Origin of the sequence: Pseudomonas sp. MWU16-30316 (genome assembly GCF_020515645.1) — a bacterium.
GTDB lineage: Bacteria > Pseudomonadota > Gammaproteobacteria > Pseudomonadales > Pseudomonadaceae > Aquipseudomonas > Aquipseudomonas cerasi.
Map to the genome: position 1 here is coordinate 437,988 of NZ_JAIZAZ010000003.1, position 17,665 is coordinate 455,652.

Below are 17,665 nucleotides of genomic sequence, written 5' to 3' on the forward strand. Positions count from 1 at the left end.
CTCCGAAGCGGCTGTCGGTCGTCGTTCGTTATGCCCATCCGCTGCGGCTCAGGCCTTCTGCCTTGAACACCAGCGCCTTCAAGCCGCCCTCAACGCGAGCGTCGGGGAACTCCGGCGGGTTTTCCAGGCGCTGTTCGAAGCGCAGGCAGGGCGCTTCGATTGCGGTGTGCTGAATCAGAAAGTCCGGTCCCAGTGCGGGATCGTTCATGCACGCCAGCACCGAACCGTTCTCGTCCAGCAACTCCGGCAATCGACGCAGGACACGCTGGTAGTCCTTGTCGAGCATGAAACTGCCTTTCTGGAAGGACGGCGGGTCAATGATGATCAGGTCATAAGGGCCGCAACGGATGACCTTGGCCCAGGACTTGAACAGGTCATGGCCCAGAAAGGTCACGCGGCTGAGGTCCTGATCATTGAGGCGATGATTCTCGCGGCCGCGATTCAGTGCAGCGCGGGCCATGTCCAGATTCACGACGTGGTCGGCACCCCCGGCCAGGGCGGCGACCGAGAAGCCGCAGGTGTAAGCGAACAGATTGAGGATGCGCTTGCCCTTGGCCTGAGCCTGCACCCATTCACGGCCGTAGCGCATGTCCAGAAACAGGCCGCTGTTCTGCTTTTTGCCGAAATCGACTTTGTAGCGCAGGCCGTTTTCGGTGATCACCCATTCATCCACGACCTCGCCGGTCAGCCATTGCGTGGTGCTCTGTGGCAGATAGCGGTGTTGCAGCAGCAAGGTGTGAGCCTGACTCTGCTGCCACTGGGGCGTGTCGATCAACGCGTGCAACAGCTGCATCAATGCTGCCAGCTCGGATTCAAGAGGCTCCTTGAACACCGAGACCAGCACCACGCCCTGCATCCAGTCGACGGTGATGTGCTCCAGCCCCGGCCACACACGGCCCCGGCCATGAAACAGGCGGCGGGTTTCATTCGGGACGTTGTTCAACGCGTCGATCAGGTGCTGTTGCAGAATCGCGAGTGCTTCAGGGGTCATGGCGCAGATCGGTCAGGAAAAGCGGCGTATGGTAAACGTATTTCAGCAGATGGGCATCGCAGGGTTCAGCGTGGCATGTATTGACGTTGCCAGCGGTGCGGGATTTTCAGCGAAACCAGCCCCAGCAACGCCGACAGGCTGCCGCTGATCAACAGAGCGTTGAGCCCCAGACGATGCTCGAGTAGCGCGCCTATCACGGCCCCGATGAACATGCCGACCCAGGGGACCAGTTGCACGCGCCAGCCGTCCCGGCGTTCCCCCAGCATCCAGCGACCCAGGCCACGACCGAAGCGCGACAGCGCGCCGGTCACGTAAGTCAGGCCGACCGGCAGCCCGTTGACCTGCTCGACGGCGGCGTTGAGCATGCCCATTGCCAGAATCGCCCAGATCAGTGCGAGCATGTTGCTTTCCAGCGGCCATGCGGCAGCCGCACACAGCAGCGTAGCGATGCCCAGCAGCAAGGGCAGGGCACGTCGCCCGCCAAGGCGCGCAACCACCACGCCCAGCGCGTTGCCGGCAATGAAGGCAAGGATTGCGAGGGTCAGACGCACCGTCACGCTCAGGTCGCCATCACTGATTGCGACTGCAAGCCGGGTGGTGTTGCCGCTCATGAACGAAACGAAATCGCCGGTGGCCATGAAGCCGATGGCATCGGTCATGCCGGCCAGAACCGACAGGCTAGCGACCAGGCCCATGCCGACCCGGCCACGCCATTTCTGCATGTTCAGGTGCCTGGGGCTGACGCTGGAAGTGGCGGGCTGTGGCAGCATCGAAGGCCCTCTGGAGCGAAGAAAGCGCGTCTGAACTCGGGTGCAGCGATTTACAGCGGCTTGGCGCGCACGATCCGCTTGGCCTTGACCTCATCAGCATACGCTTTGAGCTGATCGGCATCGCTGTAAAGACGGTTGACCATCTGCAGCACTGCGGTGACATCCACATCGTTCATTTGTGAGGCGAGTTTGAGAATTTCTTCCGCCGTGTTTTCCAGATTGGTTGCTGTCCCTTTCAGGTGTCGCTTCAGCTCCTGAGTCGACTTATTGAGCGCCATACGTGTTCCTGTGCCAAGACCTTGAATTCCATACCCGGAGCATGGCTTTTTCTGCGATAACAAGCAATCAGGCGTGTGCCCGTGCGTCAGGGTATCGGCCGATGCAGGCTGATCTGCAAGCAGGCTGCTCAATCGTCGCGGGTCAGCACTTCCAGCAGTTCTATTTCGAATGTCAGGTCGGCACCGGGCTTGATGTATGCGCCCATGCTTCTGTCGCCGTAGGCCAGGTGGGCGGGGACGAATAATCTACGCTTGCCGCCGACCTTCATGCCCATCAGGCCCTGGTCCCAGCCCTTGATGACGCGCCCGGTACCGATCACGCATTGGAACGGCTTGCCACGCTCGTGGGAGGAATCGAACACCGTGCCATCTTCCAGGGTTCCGGTGTAATGCGTGGTGATCAGCGCACCCTTTACCGCTGCCTTGCCCTCGCCGGGGTGCAGATCGGTAATCTGTAATTCTTTGCTCATTGCCATGCTTCCGGTTGCAGCGCGCTCTGTGATTGGCGCGAGCGGGCTTTCTCGCAGAAAAGCCGCTTCCTGACAAGCCGGTCAAACAAAAACGGGGGAAGCTTTTGCTTCCCCCGTTTGGTCGAACCCAGTAACTGTCAGAGATTCTGCGAGCTGACCACCATGGCCTGCGCGATGTTCTCTTTCTGCTCTTGAGTGAAGCCGTCCCAGATATTGGTCTTGGCGTAGTAACCCAGGCCAGCCAGGCAATAAAGGCTGAGGGTCAGAACGATGACGATCGAAACAAACGTCCAGCGGCCTTCGTCATCGTTTTCGCGTGTGAAGCTGCGCGAATAGTTGTCCTCTGCGCTGCGGAAGAACAGCGCGGACGACAGACGCTTGAGCCACTGAAACAAATGAACAACAACGATGCGCAGCATGGGTAAATCACCTCAAAGGTTAAGAAAACGGGTTGCCGGGATGCCGTCGAGGGCATCGAATGCAAAAGCTGAAAACGAAAAAAGCCCGTCTATGACGGGCTTTCTTTTTATGATTCTGTTCAGGCGAGCAGTGAAGGGCGACGTTGAATAAGGATCGCGGGAAGCACTGCGTATGCCTGACGTTATGGAAACATTTTAAAACAAATGGATTGGCGCATCTACCCGCGCCATTCTGTTGTCAGACAACTGGTAGTGCCTTGAGGTGTGACAAAACGTCGCCCCATGCTCATTTACTGCTCGGCAAGCAGCATGCTCGTTGGTCAAGTCTTGTAATACTTTCCCAACGTACGAAACATCTATGGGTATTGTACGATCAGCGCCCGTATTGATTTTCAGGACTGTATGAATACCCTCCAGGAGCCTCCGAGTTGTCCTCCTTCCATCGCGTATGGCTGGCCGGTGATCTCACTGTTACCGAGCAGGCCGCTTCATTCGAACGTCTCTCCACTTAACCTCTTGCACTGCATGGATTCCGGCAGACCTTCGCGTTCTGACGCTGCAACGCCATGCCTGACGTTCAGCGATGGCGTCTGGTCTACAGTGACCCATACCCACCCCTGCCATTTTTATCGTGAGGCTGCATAAACCATGGAATGGATCGCTGATCCCACGGCATGGCTTGGCCTGCTGACCCTTATCGTGCTGGAACTGGTGCTGGGCATCGATAACCTGGTGTTCATCGCCATCTTGGCCGACAAACTGCCCCCTGAACAACGCGACAAGGCGCGCGTCATTGGCCTGTCGCTGGCGTTGATCATGCGCCTTGGCCTGCTGGCGAGCATCTCGTGGATGGTGACGCTGACCGAGCCGTTATTCGAGGTGTTCGGCAAGACGTTCTCCGGTCGCGACCTGATCATGCTGTTTGGTGGTGTATTCCTGCTGTTCAAGGCCACCATGGAACTGCACGAGCGCCTGGAAGGGCATGTCGCCCAGCGCGCCGGTAATGCGGGCTATGCGTTGTTCTGGCCTATCGTTGCGCAGATCGTCGTACTGGACGCCGTGTTCTCGCTGGATGCGGTGATTACCGCCGTCGGCATGGTCGAACACCTGTCGGTGATGATGATCGCGGTGATCTTCTCCATCGGCCTGATGATGATTGCCAGCAAGCCGCTGACCAAATTCGTCAACAGCCGCCCGACGGTGATCATGCTGTGTCTGGGCTTCCTGATGATGATCGGTTTCAGCCTGACCGCCGAAGGCCTGGGTTTCCATATTCCCAAGGGCTATCTGTATGCGGCCATCGGCTTCTCGATCCTCATCGAGGTGTTCAACCAGATCGCCCGCAAGCGCAGCAAGAAGTCGGCCCATGGTCACCTGCCGCGCCGCGAGCGTGCGGCTCATGCGGTGATGCGCCTGTTGGGCGGTCGCAAGCTGGAGTCTGGTGACGTCGATGAGGAAATCACCGACATGCTGGATGGTGAAAGCAGCGAGCCGGTGTTCGACCGTCGTGAGCGCGTGATGATCAGCGGCGTGCTGCAGCTGGCAGAGCGGCCGATTCGCACGGTGATGACGCCGAGGGCGGAAGTCGACTGTATCGACCTGAACGACAGCGCCGAGAAGATTCGTCTGAAACTGATGCACTCGTCCTACTCGCGTCTGCCGCTGATTGGCGAGCGCGGTATCGATGAGCCGCTGGGCTTCGTGCACAAGAAAGAGCTGTTCAAGGAGCTGTTGTCCGGCAATGAGCCCGACTTGAAACTGATGTCGCGCAAGGCAATCAACCTGCTGGAAAGCTTCACCATCCTCAATGCCCTGGAGCAGATGCGCAAGGAATCGACGCACATCGCCTTTGTGGTCAACGAGTTTGGTGACTTCATCGGCGTGTTGAGCATGACCGACATTCTCGAGTCCATCGCTGGTCAGTTGCCCGACGCCAGCGAAGTGGAAGGTCCGGACATCGTCGAGCAGGGCGAGGACTTCGTGGTATCGGGAGCCTTGAACCTGAGCCTGATTCGCGAGCGCACTGGCTTCCAGGCCAAGGCGACCGAGGATTATCAGACCCTGGCCGGACTGGTCATGAGCCTGCTGGATCGCCTGCCGTCTACCGGCGACAGCCTCAGCTGGCAGGGCTGGAACCTGCACGTCGTCGGCGTGGAAGAGCGTCGAGTGACTCGGGTGTTGCTGCAGAAACAGCCCGATATGGGTTCTGGCAAATAAGCACCGAGCTGTAATACAAGACGGGGCCTGCTCATGCTGAGCAGGCCCCGTTTTCATGTGTGCGTCGCGCTTATTTTCGACGCGGACGCGACACCACGGATTCGATATTCTTGCGGCCAATCAACTTGGGCTGCGCAGGCTCTTTAGCCACCGGCTCATCAGCCAGCCACTTGAACATCACCAGACAATCCACCAGGCCCAATCGGGCATGACGATAAGCCTTGGGCAACCGCCCGACCGTCTCGAAACCCAGCTTGCTCCACAACCCGACCGCCACCTCATTGCTGGCGACCACCGAATTGAACTGCATCGCCAGGAACCCGCTGTCGCGCGCCAGTTGCTGCGAATGCTCGCACATCAACCGCGCCACACCACGACCCCGCGCCGCGTCCGTCACCATATAGCCACAGTTGCAGACATGATTGCCCGGACCTGCCGCGTTAGCCTTCAGGTAGTAGCTGCCCAACAGTTGGCCATCTTCCTCGGCAATCAACGTGTGCAAGGGCGCCTTCATCCACAGATCGCGGGCCTGCTCCTGAGTGAGGGCAGGGTCGTAGGCGTAGGTTTCCTGAGCGATGACGACAGCCTGAAAAGTGGGCCAGAAGCGCTCGAAATCTTCCGGTGTCATGGGGCGGATCTGGATCATGGTGAGGCCTTGGTGGGTAGGGCTTGAAATTCCGGCGTGTACGTTAGCGTGGGTGTGCTACCACTTCCAGGCTTTTTCGGTGAACTCGGCCGTGGACGGGAGCACGGTGTGCAGAAAATTCAGGTACTTGTTGAACAGTAGCTCGTGCTGGAATCGGGCTTCGAAGCCGAGTGTGATGTCAGTGCGGTGCGTGATGATCATCAAGCGTTTGCGGTCGACAGTGACGAAGTTGTACTCGCCCCATGGCAGGCTTTTTTCGTGGTGGATGGGGTTTTCCCAGTTGAGTAGCTTGATGGCTGCGATGAATGCCATGGCCACGGGGCCGATCAGGAAGAGCAGTGAGCCGGTTAGGATGGCTACCATGACGAACAACAGGATGACGGCTATGGCGATGCCTTTGAAAAAGGAGGAGGCGAAGACGGGGTAGTGGAGGTAGTACTCTACGAGGGCATGGTTGGTATTTATGGTGTAGTTGTAGATGGTTTTTTGGCGGACGCCTAACGCTATGATGTAGATGGCGGCGCCCGCAAATGTATACACCAGAAAAAGTGCCTCAGAGGGCTTCTCTAGATAGACATCCCTGCCAAGCCATATACAGAAGCTCATGGGCAGCGCGCATATAAATATCGTACCTAGCTGGGTCCAAAATATTTCATTGGGGGATCTTGCCATGGTTTTTATGGACCAGTTAAAAATATCGTTGCTCGCTAGGCTCGGACTGATTGTTTCAGCATTACCTGAATCATCAGCGATATTGTTTTTTGTTTTTTGCAAGATAGGGGCTTTCGTTTTATCAGTCATGATGTTATTCCGCTATTTCAAGTGTCAACGTGCTGATTCGACTAAATGCTTTTATTTCCAGTTCGGCATGTGCCAGCCCGTCGACTGCTGTATCTCCCTGACTATCAAGTTTCAGTTGAAACAGGTAGCCTACGTCCTGTTGATCAGGTCTTATCAGACTGTCGGGATACCATATTTGTAGTTCCAAATACGTTGCGTCTTTCTCAAGCGGCACCCAGGTTTCCCAAACAACATCTTCACTTTCAGGGGGCATAAGCGGAAATGTGAAATCTTCTTGGGCTTTGCGAGCGGGCTGATTGACAAGCTTTTTAAATTGATCAACCTTCTTGAACTGTCCTCTGTCGAGAAAGGGGTCGAGTATCGGGTCATCAATTTTTGCTACAGGCAGCACGCCCAGTGGACGTTTGCTACTGATGATATTGAAATGTACTGATTGTCCGCGCACTGCGCTTGGCAGAAGAATTTGCACACCAGCACCGTATTGTACCGGAGCGCTATAGGGGGTATCTCTACCAAAATAATGGTCTTCGTCGCGTGTGGTGCTTTTAACATGAACCTGAGGGCTCAGCTGTATCGTGAGCAGAGCAAGTTTTTCTTCAAGTTGACCACCTGTATCTGTTGAATAAAGGTAATTGATTGATTTGGACCAGCTGCATTTTCGCAGCCACCATCCAACGCTATCTTGCTTGAAGTAATTTAACGTTATATTAGTTAATAGATAAATCACACCTGTTAGCAGAATTGCTACGCTAAACCACGGGTTCATTGCAATCAATGTATAAGAGCTGGTTGGAAGAATTCCTGCAGCGAGCTGGAATGTGCTGCCTATCGCCATAATGCCTACTGAACCAAATTTTATACGTGTGGCAGTTGCCTCTTCAGTTGTTTTTGTTTTAGTCAGGTCATCGTAGATGTCTATCAACTCCAACGTAGCCGCCGCTATCCCAAACGCTCCCATCGCCACCATCGAAACCCGGAACCCATTTATCGCTTCCCCCCACGCGACATTACCCCTTGCCTTCCAGTACCCCGCAGATTTCTCCAGAACCCCGACATTTCTGCCATCGATCAACGTCGGCGTCGCCTCCTTGATCACGCGCCACGGCGCTTCAACAAACACCGCCATCAACAGGTTAAAGCTATACCCTAACCCATAAGTGACCTTGCCAATGTCCTTCATACTGAAATCCCCGTCCTTCGTCAGGTCCCGATAGGTGAGAGCGGTGTTGATGAAGTTGAGCATGATCACGCTCCAGGTGATCGAGCCGGCAATCCCTCCCAGCCCATCGAGCCAGCGTTTGGCGGTCGCCAGCCAGTCTTTGGCGATGGCTTTGCCGGACTGGAAGTGCAGGCGAATCTCATCCTGCAACTGCCTGGCGTACTCGTTGTTCTGAAAGTCGAGCAGGGCGGGCATGCTCAGTTCGTGCAGGCGAAGCTTTTGCTCGAGCGTGCGCAGGTGGCTGGCGATGCTTTTGCGGGGGTTGTAAGCGGTTGGGTAGAGCCAGCTGCGACGGGTGTCGCTGATCTGTTTGTTGAGCACCTGCCACTCACTGATCCAGGTTTTCAGCTTCGCGAGCATCTTGTGATCGATCGCAATACGCGCCTTCGAATCGAGCAGGATCTGGCCGATCAACAGCGTGCGTATCAGTGCAACGATGTTCTGCTGCTTGCCCACCGCCAGGCGGCTGTCGATGGGCACCCAGGCCAGCAGGATGCTTTCGAACGTCGCCTTGCCTGCGCTGCTGGCCAGTTGGCCGAGAGCTTTGAAGGTGTCCTGAACGGGTTGTTTCAGCGCCTTCATCCACGGCTTGTCGGCAAAGCCCTGGTGATTGAGCGTGCCGTTGAGTTCGCCGATGCGGGTGGCCAGGTTGGTCACGTCGCCAAGGCCGTTCAGCAGCGCGTTGGCCTCCTGATGCAGCGCGTGTTTGAGCGCCGGCGAGAAGCCGTAGCGCAAGGTGCCAAACAGGCTGCTGTCGTTGGCTTCCTGCTCGGCAAGCCAGGTGCTGGCGGCGTTGTCCTGAGCGTAGATGATCTGCAGGTTAAGCATGAGCGTTTGCAGATAAAGCAGGCTTTCAGGGTGGGTGGTGTCGACAAACAGCTTGAGCGGTTCGGTGCCCAGATGGGCCGACCATTTCCGAAAGTCGCTTTGCGTGTCACGCACCTGTTGCAGCAGTGTGTCGCCGGTTGGCAGGTGCTGCTGAAGGTACTGACGCGCACCGCTCAGATCGACCTCGCGCCGCCATTTGTGGCGATCTTTCCAGGCTTGCAGGGCCTCGTCGGCGGGCGCGCTGCCGTAACGCATTTCAAGCGATTTGCGCATGTCCAGGCTCTTGAACATGTCCGGCATCAGCAGAAAATCGCCGGGAACGTTACTGCTGCTGATCTGCGCTTCCTCAAGGATGCACTGCTCGAAGTAAGCTTCGAGCTCGCCCAGATACTGGTGAGTGAGCGCGGCATTGTCGCGCACCGATGCCGGCAGTTTCTCCGGTTCGCCCTCAGCGCCACACAGTGCGGTGACCGTCTGGGCGATCTGGATCTTGTGTTCGTGCTCGGCTTGCCAATTGCGGTAAGCGGCCTGATCGGCGGCCAGTTGCATGCCCAGATCGTTGAAAATGGCCAGCGGGTCATCAAGGGCGATGAGCAGTGAGCTGTGCTGGTCTTCAACGCTGCCCTGCCAGAAAACGTCAGCGCCGATTGGCGAAAACAGTGCCTTACCTTCATCGCTATCCGAAGGCGGGCGGGCAGCAGGAATCGCCGAGTCTGCAAAGCGGCCATCGTCAACCACATGCTCCTTATCGATGTCCGCCACCGCCTCGGCGATACGGTTCAATGGCAAGGTATCCGGCTCGGCCATGGTCATGCAGTAGCGTTTCAGATCCAGCGCTTTCATCCATGCAGAGCGGCTTGCCGGATTCGAACGCAGGTGTTCGCATGTTCGCCACGTCCATTGCAGCGGAGAAAAGGCGATGCGCAGCAGGTTGTTTCGCGGATAGAGCAGGAAGGGTTTGCCATCGTCGGCACCGCTTCGCCGGTCACTGCCAAGCTGCGCATCGGTCCAGACAATACGGCTCAGGTTGCCAGTGGCGGCTGACACCACGTACTCATGCAACGTTTCGGCAGTCTCGTCATAGACATACACGTAGCCGTCATACAGCTGGCGAAGGGTATAGCTGCGTGTTTTCAGTTTCGGCATCGCTGCCCAGCGGCTGCCCTTGAGTAGCGGTTTCAGCTTCTGGGGCGCGGTATCGTAGCGGGAGCGATCCAGCGCATAGCGCACGGGCACGATGGCGACGTCAGGTCCGCGGAAGGGACACAGGCTGGTGGCCGTGGCGGGAGTTTTGGCGAACGTTGCAGCACGTCGTTGAGTATGGGTGCCGGATTTATCGGTCATGCGTTGCATCCCTGTCTATACGAACTTTCTGACGGTATTCATCGAGTACGGTTACGCGGAGCTCCGGGGGCAAGCGCTGTTGCTCGGTGTATTGAGCACACCAGGATTGGTAGTGGCCCTGTGGCGAGCTCGTAAAGCCAAGACCCCAGTCGTGGCAGATGTCGGCCCATGTCGCCAGTGCGTACTCGCTAACCAGCCCCCATTCAATTGCGCTGTCCACAGCACGCTTCAGCCATATTTCGATTTGATCGTCGCTCTGGTCCAGAAAGGCCAGCGAATCCTGCTTTTTGACCCATTCATAAAGGCGCTCCTCGAAGAGCCATCGATAGCAGCTTTCGAAGGCTTGCAACTGACGTTCGCTTACCAGAGAAAAAGGCGCCCGAGAGACTTTTTGCGCACGTTCGTTAACAAATGTCGTGATCGCTGGATCGAGGTTTTGTTGCCAGCTGCGCAGGGGTGACTGAACCCAGAGTTGATCGATGGGGCCTAGCGTCGAGTTCAAATGTTCAGGGTCATAGCTCGATAGCCAGTAGTGCATCACCAGCGGATCTGCGAAGCGCAGCAGGCTTGAATGACCGAGATAATCAAAGGGATTCAGGAAACGCTGCAAATGTTCAGAGACGATTTTCAAGGGCGCATTGCTGAAAAAAATGCAGGCGTCGATACGCTGTTCAGGATGTCGATGCCACTGCGCAATGAGTTCGGAGGGATGAGCCGTGCGCACAAGTACCGGGCCTAAATCCATGATCTCCGCCCACCGTGTGCCGAGATAAAGCGGAGCGATCTCGATAGGCTCGTCGCACTGGTATAGCTGCTTTACGGCGTCAGGTCTCAGCAATCCGTCAATCAACAGATAATTGGCTTGATTCATTTTTTCGTTTCTTCGGTTGCTTGCGAGCATTGGCTACAAAGTGGGCTGCGTATCATTGCCTGTCGCTGTGCGGAGATCAGCATGTCACCTGATTCGCCAGCTTCTGGTCGCTCTGCATTACCTGGAAGTAGAGGGGTGGCTCCAGAGCCGTTTCCGGGGCTGCCCCCCGAATTGAGCTTTATCTGAGGCCCGGTCGCGGTCACACCACTGGCATCGATCTTGATAAAGGAGCCGCCTGCATTGAGCGTGATTTCCAGCCCCGCTTCGATGATCAGTTTGTTACCGGCTTTGAGATGGATTTCCTGTCCGGCGTGGGCCAGTAATCCATCACCCACTCTGATGTGCCGGGTTCCGCCCACCGTGACGTGATCGCTCGCTTTTACCTCGGTCAGCCGGTCGCCATCCACAGTCTGATGTTCCTCGGCCTTGAGCTCGCTGTAGCTGTTGCCTTCGATCCGCTCATGCCGATGATGACCGACCCGGATTTTCTGCTCATGCTCAATGTTCTGCTCCCAGTCGCGCTGGGCATGAATGTAGATCTGCTCCTGGCCTGCACGGTCTTCAATACGCAGTTCGTTGGAACCATTGCCTCCGGGGCTGCTCAGGGTCTTGAATACACTGCGCGTCTGATGTGCTGGCAGGTCGTAGGGCGGGACGTGCTCTGCGTGGTACAGGCAGCCGCTGACCAATGGACGGTCAGGGTCGCCGTCAAGGAACGTCACCAGTACTTCCATACCGATCCGCGGGATAACCATGCTGCCGTAGTGATGACCGGCCCAACCGGACGAAACCCGTATCCAGCAGCTGCTGTGATCATTGGCCTGGCCCTCGCGATCCCAATGAAACTGCACTTTGACCCGACCGTGCCGGTCGCAGTGTATTTCCTGATCTTTCGGGCCGGTGACCACAGCGGTCTGGCTGCCGAATATTCTTGGCTTGGGATGATGCCGGGGAGGGCGATACGAGGCTTGCCACGGTGTAGCGAGAAAGGTATTGCGATATCCCTGATGAAAGTCCCCCTTGTTCTGTAATGCATGGGCAGACTCCTCAAGCCCCTGCGGCTGGCGGCCCTCATGACGGACTTCGGTCAACAGCCAGAGGTCGTTCCATTCCTCGTTGGGGTGCTCGCGCAAAGGTAGAAAATGGCCGCTGACCAAGGTGGGTTGATCACTTTGGCCATCGCCCAGTCGGTAATCCTGGCGATGGCGCTCAAGTGCGCGGCTCGCCAGATGCGCTCCTCGATCCCGATGAGTGAAGCCGCCCGGGTATTCGTAGTGCTCCAGCTCCGGCCGGGCGTCGTCATATGCCGTGCCTTCCATTTTCAGAAGTGGTTTTTCAAAGTGATAATCGCGATGAGTAACGCTGTTTGTGCGTATTTCCAGGCGCAACCTGAAGCGCTTGATGACCGACTTAACCGGTACCAGGCCGCTGTCCGGCTTATAGATAACCGGGTTTAGTTTCGGAAATACGGTCTGGTCATCACCAAATACCAGTTGATGTGCTGTGTGGCTGTGTTTGAAGTGATAGTGCAGGCCTTCCTCTTCACAAAGCCGCTGGATGAAGTGCAGGTCGGACTCGCCATACTGCACACAGTATTCGCGCTCCGGGTAAGTCGTACCGAGCTGGAAGCTGTAGGCATCGCCCATCAGGTGATGTTCTTTCAATACCTGCTCAATAATCTCCTTTACTGTTCGATTCTGAAAAATACGCTGATTGGTACGATGCCTGAGCCTTGCCAGATTCGGTCGCAAGGTGACTGAGTAGTGCGTAAGACGCCTGCCGGAATCGCCTTGGGAAACCTGATCGATCACTCCATGAATGCCGTTGCCCCTTGATGTGTACTGCAGAAATGCGGGGCAATTCAGCAGGCTTTCGAGATTCAGCGATGCGCGCTCGCTGACCAGCTCAAGCTTGAAACAGAAGGGCTGATTGATAGCTTCATGGCCGGTAAATGAAAGGATTTGAAAATCATGCTCAGGGCCGTCGATGATCAGGCTGAAATAAGGTCGATCAGTGGGGTTAAGCGTCATATGGACCACCGTGCCTAGCCGGTTTATGAAAACCCCGACGATCCTGTCGAACCGCCGGGGCCGCGTAGTTATGCCGACTTAGGACTTCTCCAGTCATCAGACCCGGTAGTAGTGGCCTTTACGTGGTCCCAGGTTATTTTGCGATAGCTGAATTGAACGTCCTCCAGGTGTCCAAAGTGCGAGTTCTTCGGATCCTGGCAGTTGTGCATGTAGGACCTGATGTTGACGATGACCGCATCCTCCAGGGTGGTGGTGTAATAGTGTTCCTGCTTGCCATCGATAGACGTCCGGTACCACTTGATTTCGACTTTGCTTAGTGTTGAGCCTGAGCAAAGAGCCTCCAGAAGCAATGGCGAGGTCTTGTCGAAAATTTTCGTGACACACGCAGGACCATGAATGCGTTGGCCAGTAGGCTGCCCTGACTGAGGATCACAGGGTGTAATAATGTTATGGCTGAATGCCTGGATTATTGCTTCATCTTCATGGCCTTCCTGATAGACGTTGCCGACAGAGTCTGTTGTGAAAGCTCCTGCTGTCAATATTTTCTGATTGGCGTCTATGACAGTCATATAGGCGGGTGTAGGCATTAACGTCCTTCCTTACAGTCGGTGGCGCCTCACAAGCAAATCGGCTTGGAGGTCGAAGCATCGCTATAACAAGTTACGTGCCAGGTATCTCTTAAGTCAGTATTGTCAGCTGGTTTGGCCGTTTGAACGGATATGAGGGTGCTGCTCGTTGTGAGTTTTTTCGAGTAATTTGTGCAAGTTTTTGCGCGCTATTTTCATTTTTTTGCGCAGCTTTCCAGGACTCTATCCAAAAATATACATATTTTATATTTGGCCTTGTTGTATGGGAGGTCATGGATTTTTTCAGTGCTGTTGGCAAGATGGCTGGCCGTTTAGTGGCCTCTCGTGGTTAAGTTTTAAGCAAAATACATCTGTGGGTTCTGATGGGCACGCAACAGCGTATTTGGTCAATAGATAGTTAGGTTGTTAAATATTTTGGTACATAAATTATATGCTTTCCTACATATTTTCTTCGTTTGTTTGTAAGAATTTTCCGAAAGTTTAATATTTTCCAAGTGTCGCCTTGCTTGCTGGTTTTCATGGCGATAAGGTCTGTCTGGCTTTATGAGTGGTTGGAAAAATCGTCAACAATGAAATGCGCGCCGTGTGGGAATATGGGCAGTGGCCAATAAAGACAAACTCTCTATTCGATATCTGGATCTGGGCCGGCATCCTGTCGCAATGGGTGATTATGCAGGCGAAGACATCCGTTTTTCTACGGCGTTTGAAGCCTTGGAGCGTGAGTTGGGCGGTGCACAGGCCATTTTCGGGGAAGTGAATGTAGACTGGCTGCGGATCAGAGAGGGCTGCGAACATATTCTTTCAAACCAGTCTAAAGACTTGCGCGTCGCCAGCTGGCTGGCGTGGGCTCTATATGAATGCGAGTCTGTTAGCGGATTATCTGCGGGGCTGGGATTGATTCATTATTTGTGCAAAGAGCATTGGCTGCTATTTCATCCCCAAAAATTACGAACACGTTCAGCGGCCATGCAATGGCTCTTGCTAAAACTCGACAATGCGCTGGGAGAAGATATTTCCATTACTCACCAGCTTCTTGAATTCCAGCAACTGCTCAGACAGCTTGATGGCCTGGATGAGATATTTAATCTGTATCTGGGAAGTGATGCTCCGTTGCTGCTGCCGTTGAGAAGACGGCTCGCCTGTATGATTCAGCGCGCTGAGCAAGTTGAGAAAGAGCCTGTCAAGGTGGTGGAGCGTGTCAAGCAGGCTGCGGTCCAGTTATTTTCAAGTGACTCTTACATCGACAACGAGAAAGACGCCCAGCGGACGTTAAGTGTGCAAGAGCACTCGGTACGCAGCCTTTGTAGATGGTGGCTTAAGCAAAAAACTACAGACCCGCGAGCGTTCCGCCTGGGTCGCTCGCAGACCTGGTATGCAGTGGACAGTCTTCCTGAAAGAAACAGTGAAAAAATAACCCCGTTAAGGAGGTTGCCCGTTGACAAATTGAGCAATTACCAAGAGCGATTCGAACAGGGTCTTTACGCAGACCTTATTGTAGATGTTGAGGCAAGTCTTGCAGGGTCGCCTTTTTGGTTTGATGGTCAGCGAATGGTCTGGAACTGTCTGAAAGCCCTGGGGGGCGAAGCGGCAATGCGCGAAGTAGAAGCTCAGTTTGCTCTGCTTTTAAAGCGCATTCCAGACCTTATTGAACTTCGCTTTCACGACGGTGTGCCGTTTGCAGACACGGAGACATTACAGTGGATCGCCGCTTATATCCTGCCTACCGAGGTCCATGTCGGAAATGCATCTGGCAGCGAAAGTCAGCATGACACTTCAGAACGAAATTCGCTGTACCACGACGCACTGCCGGTTTTGCAGACAAAAGGGCTTAAAGCCGCTGTGCAATTAGTGAATGATCACTTGAACGGTATGGAAGGCGGGCGAGAGCGATTTTTCTGCAAGCTGTACATCGCACGTCTCTGTATCGATGCAAAAAAATACGAGTTGGCGAAGGTTCAACTTGAGTATCTTGATCAGGAGCTTCAATCGGCAAGCCTCCCGGCATGGGAACCCACGATATTCCTCGAGGTGTCTCGGTTGTTATATAGCTGTTATGAGCGAATGGCGCTGAACGACAAGGCCGCGGCGCGCAAAGAAGTGATTTACCAGAGGTTATGTCATCACGACCTTGAAAGATTTATTGATGGCTAACGTACAGTTTAATAAATTGAGGGGAAATGGAATGGCCAGAGAAGGCTCTGTAGCGCCCAAAGAGCGGATCAACGTGACGTTCAAGCCTGCTGTTGGTGGTGCGCAGGAAGAAATAGAACTGCCACTTAAGTTGCTGGTTCTTGGCGATTTCATACAGCGCGCGGACGAGCGAAAGCTTGAGGACCGTAAATCAATCAGTATCGACAAGAACAATTTCGATGATGTGTTGGCGAAGCAGGAGCTTGAGCTGGTACTGAATGTACCTGACCGCTTGCAGGCTGACAGCGGGGCTGACGAGCTGACTGTCAGCATCAAGGTCTCTTCAATGAAAGACTTCAACCCTGCCAGTCTCGTCGAACAGATTCCTGAGCTTAAAAAGTTGATGGAGCTGCGCAACGCCCTCATGGCGCTCAAGGGGCCGTTGGGGAACATGCCTTCTTTTCGTAAGGCCATCGAGCAGGTCATTACGGATGAAACATCGCGTAAGACCGTGCTGGATGAGCTTGGCCTGGATGTCGCCGCGCAACAGTAACATCGGACCCATTGTCAGGAATTAAGATATGAACACAAAAGCCATACCGCAGCGCGATGCAAGTGAACTTCACCTTGGAATTCTCGACCAGATTATTGCGCATACCCGATTAGAGCCTTGTGACGACGCCTATGGTATTGCCAAACGAGGGGTGGCTGCATTTATTGAAGAACTGCTGAAACCGCGTAATAACAACGAGCCGGTCAAGAAAGCGCTGGTTGATCGAATGATTACCGAGATTGACGTCAAGCTGAGTCGCCAGATGGACGAGATCATCCATCATGCAGAGTTTCAGGCGTTGGAAGCATCATGGCGCGGGCTACAGTTACTGATTGATAGAACCGATTTTCGCGAAAATATAAAAATCGAGTTGTTAAGTATTTCCAAGCAAGATCTTCTGGACGATTTTGAAGACTCACCTGAAGTGGTGCAGTCGGGACTCTACAAACATGTGTATACCGCTGAATATGGTCAGTTCGGCGGTAATCCCGTGGGCGCGATCATTGCCAATTATTTCTTCTCGCCAAGCGCTCCCGATGTGAAGACCATGCAGTACGTTTCAAGCGTTGCCTGCATGGCGCATGCACCTTTTATTGCGGCTGCAGGCCCGAATTTCTTCGGGCTTGAGCAGTTCACCGGTCTGCCCGATCTAAAGGATCTGAAAGATCACTTCGAAGGGCCGCAGTTCGCCAAATGGCAAAGCTTTCGGCAGCGGGAAGACGCCCGTTATTTCGCACTGACAGTACCGCGTTTTCTTTTACGCAGCCCCTACGAGCCTAAGGAAAATCCGGTGAAGACGTTTGCCTATGAGGAAAACGTCTCGAACGACCACGAGCACTATCTGTGGGGCAATACGGCCTATGCATTTGCTACCAAGCTGACAGACAGCTTCGCCAGATTTCGGTGGTGCCCCAACATCATTGGTCCTTTGAGCGGCGGTGCTGTTGATGACCTGCCTTTGCACCACTTCCACAGCATGGGTGAAATCGAGACCAAGATTCCGACTGAGGTACTGGTGTCTGACCGCCGTGAATACGAGCTGGCGGAAGAGGGCTTTATCGCATTGACCATGCGCAAGGGCAGTGACAATGCGGCGTTCTTTTCTGCCAGCTCAGTACAGAAGCCCAAGTTTTTTGGCAACAATCCAGAGGGGAAAATAGCCGAGCTTAATTACAAGCTAGGCACTCAACTGCCCTACATGATGATCGTCAATCGCCTCGCGCACTACCTCAAGGTGCTGCAGAGAGAGCAGATAGGTTCCTGGAAAGAACGAGCGGACCTGGAGAGTCAGCTTAACAAATGGATACGTCAGTACGTTGCCGATCAGGAGAATCCGAGTTCAGAGGTGCGTGGCAGACGACCGCTGCGCGCGGCACAGGTCATTGTCAGTGATGTTGAAGGTGATCCCGGCTGGTACCGGGTCAGTCTAAATGTTCGTCCTCATTTTAAATACATGGGTGCTGACTTTACGCTGTCGCTGGTCGGCAAAATGGATAAAGAGTAGATCATCG

15 protein-coding genes are annotated in these 17,665 nt (G+C 54.7%); 4 read left to right on the top strand and 11 right to left on the bottom strand.

Annotated elements, in window-relative coordinates; translation table 11 throughout:
- Positions 1-28 precede the first annotated feature (28 nt).
- From LCH65_RS13070 to LCH65_RS13090, 5 genes are all read right to left on the bottom strand, one after another.
- Entirely contained in the window at positions 29-991 is a 963-nt protein-coding gene (locus LCH65_RS13070; RefSeq protein WP_226439529.1) for a class I SAM-dependent methyltransferase, read from the bottom strand.
- A 65-nt stretch (positions 992-1,056) separates the two neighbouring features.
- Positions 1,057-1,761 carry a YoaK family protein gene (locus LCH65_RS13075; protein WP_032609373.1) on the bottom strand — a complete coding sequence of 235 codons (705 nt, stop codon included), beginning with the start codon at positions 1,759-1,761 and terminating at the stop codon, positions 1,057-1,059.
- 50 nt (positions 1,762-1,811) lie between these two features.
- Positions 1,812-2,039 carry a hypothetical protein gene (locus tag LCH65_RS13080; protein WP_003317903.1) on the bottom strand — a complete coding sequence of 76 codons (228 nt, stop codon included), beginning with the start codon at positions 2,037-2,039 and terminating at the stop codon, positions 1,812-1,814.
- Between the two features lie 128 nt (positions 2,040-2,167).
- The gene (locus LCH65_RS13085; RefSeq protein WP_003367319.1) at positions 2,168-2,509 is read right to left on the bottom strand and encodes an FKBP-type peptidyl-prolyl cis-trans isomerase; all 342 of its coding nucleotides are present in this window, start codon (positions 2,507-2,509) and stop codon (positions 2,168-2,170) included.
- A gap of 137 nt (positions 2,510-2,646) precedes the next feature.
- A complete protein-coding gene (locus LCH65_RS13090; RefSeq protein ID WP_002553776.1) occupies positions 2,647-2,928 on the bottom strand; it encodes a hypothetical protein in 282 nt (93 codons plus the stop codon).
- Between the two features lie 648 nt (positions 2,929-3,576).
- On the opposite strand from LCH65_RS13090, the gene LCH65_RS13095 reads away from it, so the two are divergent.
- On the top strand, positions 3,577-5,145 hold the full coding sequence (locus LCH65_RS13095) for a TerC family protein (RefSeq protein ID WP_003367323.1): 1,569 nt from the start codon (positions 3,577-3,579) through the stop codon (positions 5,143-5,145).
- Between the two features lie 70 nt (positions 5,146-5,215).
- Here the strand turns inward: LCH65_RS13095 and LCH65_RS13100 are convergent, their stop codons facing one another.
- From LCH65_RS13100 to LCH65_RS13125, 6 genes are all read right to left on the bottom strand, one after another.
- Positions 5,216-5,791, bottom strand: a complete 576-nt coding sequence (locus LCH65_RS13100; RefSeq protein WP_003367325.1) for an N-acetyltransferase — start codon at positions 5,789-5,791, stop codon at positions 5,216-5,218.
- Between the two features lie 57 nt (positions 5,792-5,848).
- Positions 5,849-6,592, bottom strand: a complete 744-nt coding sequence (locus LCH65_RS13105; protein ID WP_080376664.1) for a permease — start codon at positions 6,590-6,592, stop codon at positions 5,849-5,851.
- A gap of 4 nt (positions 6,593-6,596) precedes the next feature.
- The gene (locus LCH65_RS13110; protein ID WP_226439530.1) at positions 6,597-9,983 is read right to left on the bottom strand and encodes a toxin VasX; all 3,387 of its coding nucleotides are present in this window, start codon (positions 9,981-9,983) and stop codon (positions 6,597-6,599) included.
- Positions 9,973-10,854, bottom strand: a complete 882-nt coding sequence (locus LCH65_RS13115) for a DUF4123 domain-containing protein (protein ID WP_058397030.1) — start codon at positions 10,852-10,854, stop codon at positions 9,973-9,975. Before LCH65_RS13115 ends, LCH65_RS13110 begins: the two co-directional genes overlap by 11 nt.
- The gene (gene tssI / locus LCH65_RS13120; protein ID WP_003369085.1) at positions 10,851-12,884 is read right to left on the bottom strand and encodes a type VI secretion system tip protein TssI/VgrG; all 2,034 of its coding nucleotides are present in this window, start codon (positions 12,882-12,884) and stop codon (positions 10,851-10,853) included. The genes LCH65_RS13115 and tssI overlap by 4 nt, the downstream gene beginning before the upstream one ends.
- A 68-nt stretch (positions 12,885-12,952) precedes the next feature.
- Positions 12,953-13,471 (bottom strand): Hcp family type VI secretion system effector, encoded by a 519-nt coding sequence (locus LCH65_RS13125; protein WP_003434281.1) that lies wholly within the window; start codon positions 13,469-13,471, stop codon positions 12,953-12,955.
- Positions 13,472-14,071: 600 nt separating this feature from the next.
- Between LCH65_RS13125 and tssA the strand changes: the two genes are divergently transcribed.
- Genes tssA through tssC form a run of 3 tightly spaced genes read left to right on the top strand, consistent with a single transcriptional unit; the run spans position 14,072 to position 17,658 of the window.
- Positions 14,072-15,622 carry a type VI secretion system protein TssA gene (gene tssA, locus LCH65_RS13130; protein ID WP_054081538.1) on the top strand — a complete coding sequence of 517 codons (1,551 nt, stop codon included), beginning with the start codon at positions 14,072-14,074 and terminating at the stop codon, positions 15,620-15,622.
- A gap of 31 nt (positions 15,623-15,653) precedes the next feature.
- The gene (gene tssB, locus LCH65_RS13135) at positions 15,654-16,154 is read left to right on the top strand and encodes a type VI secretion system contractile sheath small subunit (RefSeq protein WP_003434277.1); all 501 of its coding nucleotides are present in this window, start codon (positions 15,654-15,656) and stop codon (positions 16,152-16,154) included.
- 28 nt (positions 16,155-16,182) lie between these two features.
- Positions 16,183-17,658, top strand: a complete 1,476-nt coding sequence (gene tssC, locus LCH65_RS13140; RefSeq protein ID WP_003434275.1) for a type VI secretion system contractile sheath large subunit — start codon at positions 16,183-16,185, stop codon at positions 17,656-17,658.
- Positions 17,659-17,665: the final 7 nt, after the last annotated feature.

Bases quoted from the DNA above. Each gene is read 5' to 3' on its own strand.
- LCH65_RS13105 (WP_080376664.1), bottom strand. From the start codon at position 6,592: ATGACTGATAAAACGAAAGCCCCTATCTTGCAAAAAACAAAAAACAAT.
- LCH65_RS13125 (WP_003434281.1), bottom strand. From the start codon at position 13,471: ATGCCTACACCCGCCTATATGACTGTCATAGACGCCAATCAGAAAATA.
- tssC (WP_003434275.1), top strand. From the start codon at position 16,183: ATGAACACAAAAGCCATACCGCAGCGCGATGCAAGTGAACTTCACCTT.
- LCH65_RS13100 (WP_003367325.1), bottom strand. From the start codon at position 5,791: ATGATCCAGATCCGCCCCATGACACCGGAAGATTTCGAGCGCTTCTGG.
- tssB (WP_003434277.1), top strand. From the start codon at position 15,654: ATGGCCAGAGAAGGCTCTGTAGCGCCCAAAGAGCGGATCAACGTGACG.
- LCH65_RS13085 (WP_003367319.1), bottom strand. From the start codon at position 2,509: ATGAGCAAAGAATTACAGATTACCGATCTGCACCCCGGCGAGGGCAAG.
- tssI (WP_003369085.1), bottom strand. From the start codon at position 12,884: ATGACGCTTAACCCCACTGATCGACCTTATTTCAGCCTGATCATCGAC.
- LCH65_RS13095 (WP_003367323.1), top strand. From the start codon at position 3,577: ATGGAATGGATCGCTGATCCCACGGCATGGCTTGGCCTGCTGACCCTT.
- LCH65_RS13090 (WP_002553776.1), bottom strand. From the start codon at position 2,928: ATGCTGCGCATCGTTGTTGTTCATTTGTTTCAGTGGCTCAAGCGTCTG.
- LCH65_RS13070 (WP_226439529.1), bottom strand. From the start codon at position 991: ATGACCCCTGAAGCACTCGCGATTCTGCAACAGCACCTGATCGACGCG.
- LCH65_RS13080 (WP_003317903.1), bottom strand. From the start codon at position 2,039: ATGGCGCTCAATAAGTCGACTCAGGAGCTGAAGCGACACCTGAAAGGG.
- LCH65_RS13075 (WP_032609373.1), bottom strand. From the start codon at position 1,761: ATGCTGCCACAGCCCGCCACTTCCAGCGTCAGCCCCAGGCACCTGAAC.
- LCH65_RS13115 (WP_058397030.1), bottom strand. From the start codon at position 10,854: ATGAATCAAGCCAATTATCTGTTGATTGACGGATTGCTGAGACCTGAC.
- LCH65_RS13110 (WP_226439530.1), bottom strand. From the start codon at position 9,983: ATGACCGATAAATCCGGCACCCATACTCAACGACGTGCTGCAACGTTC.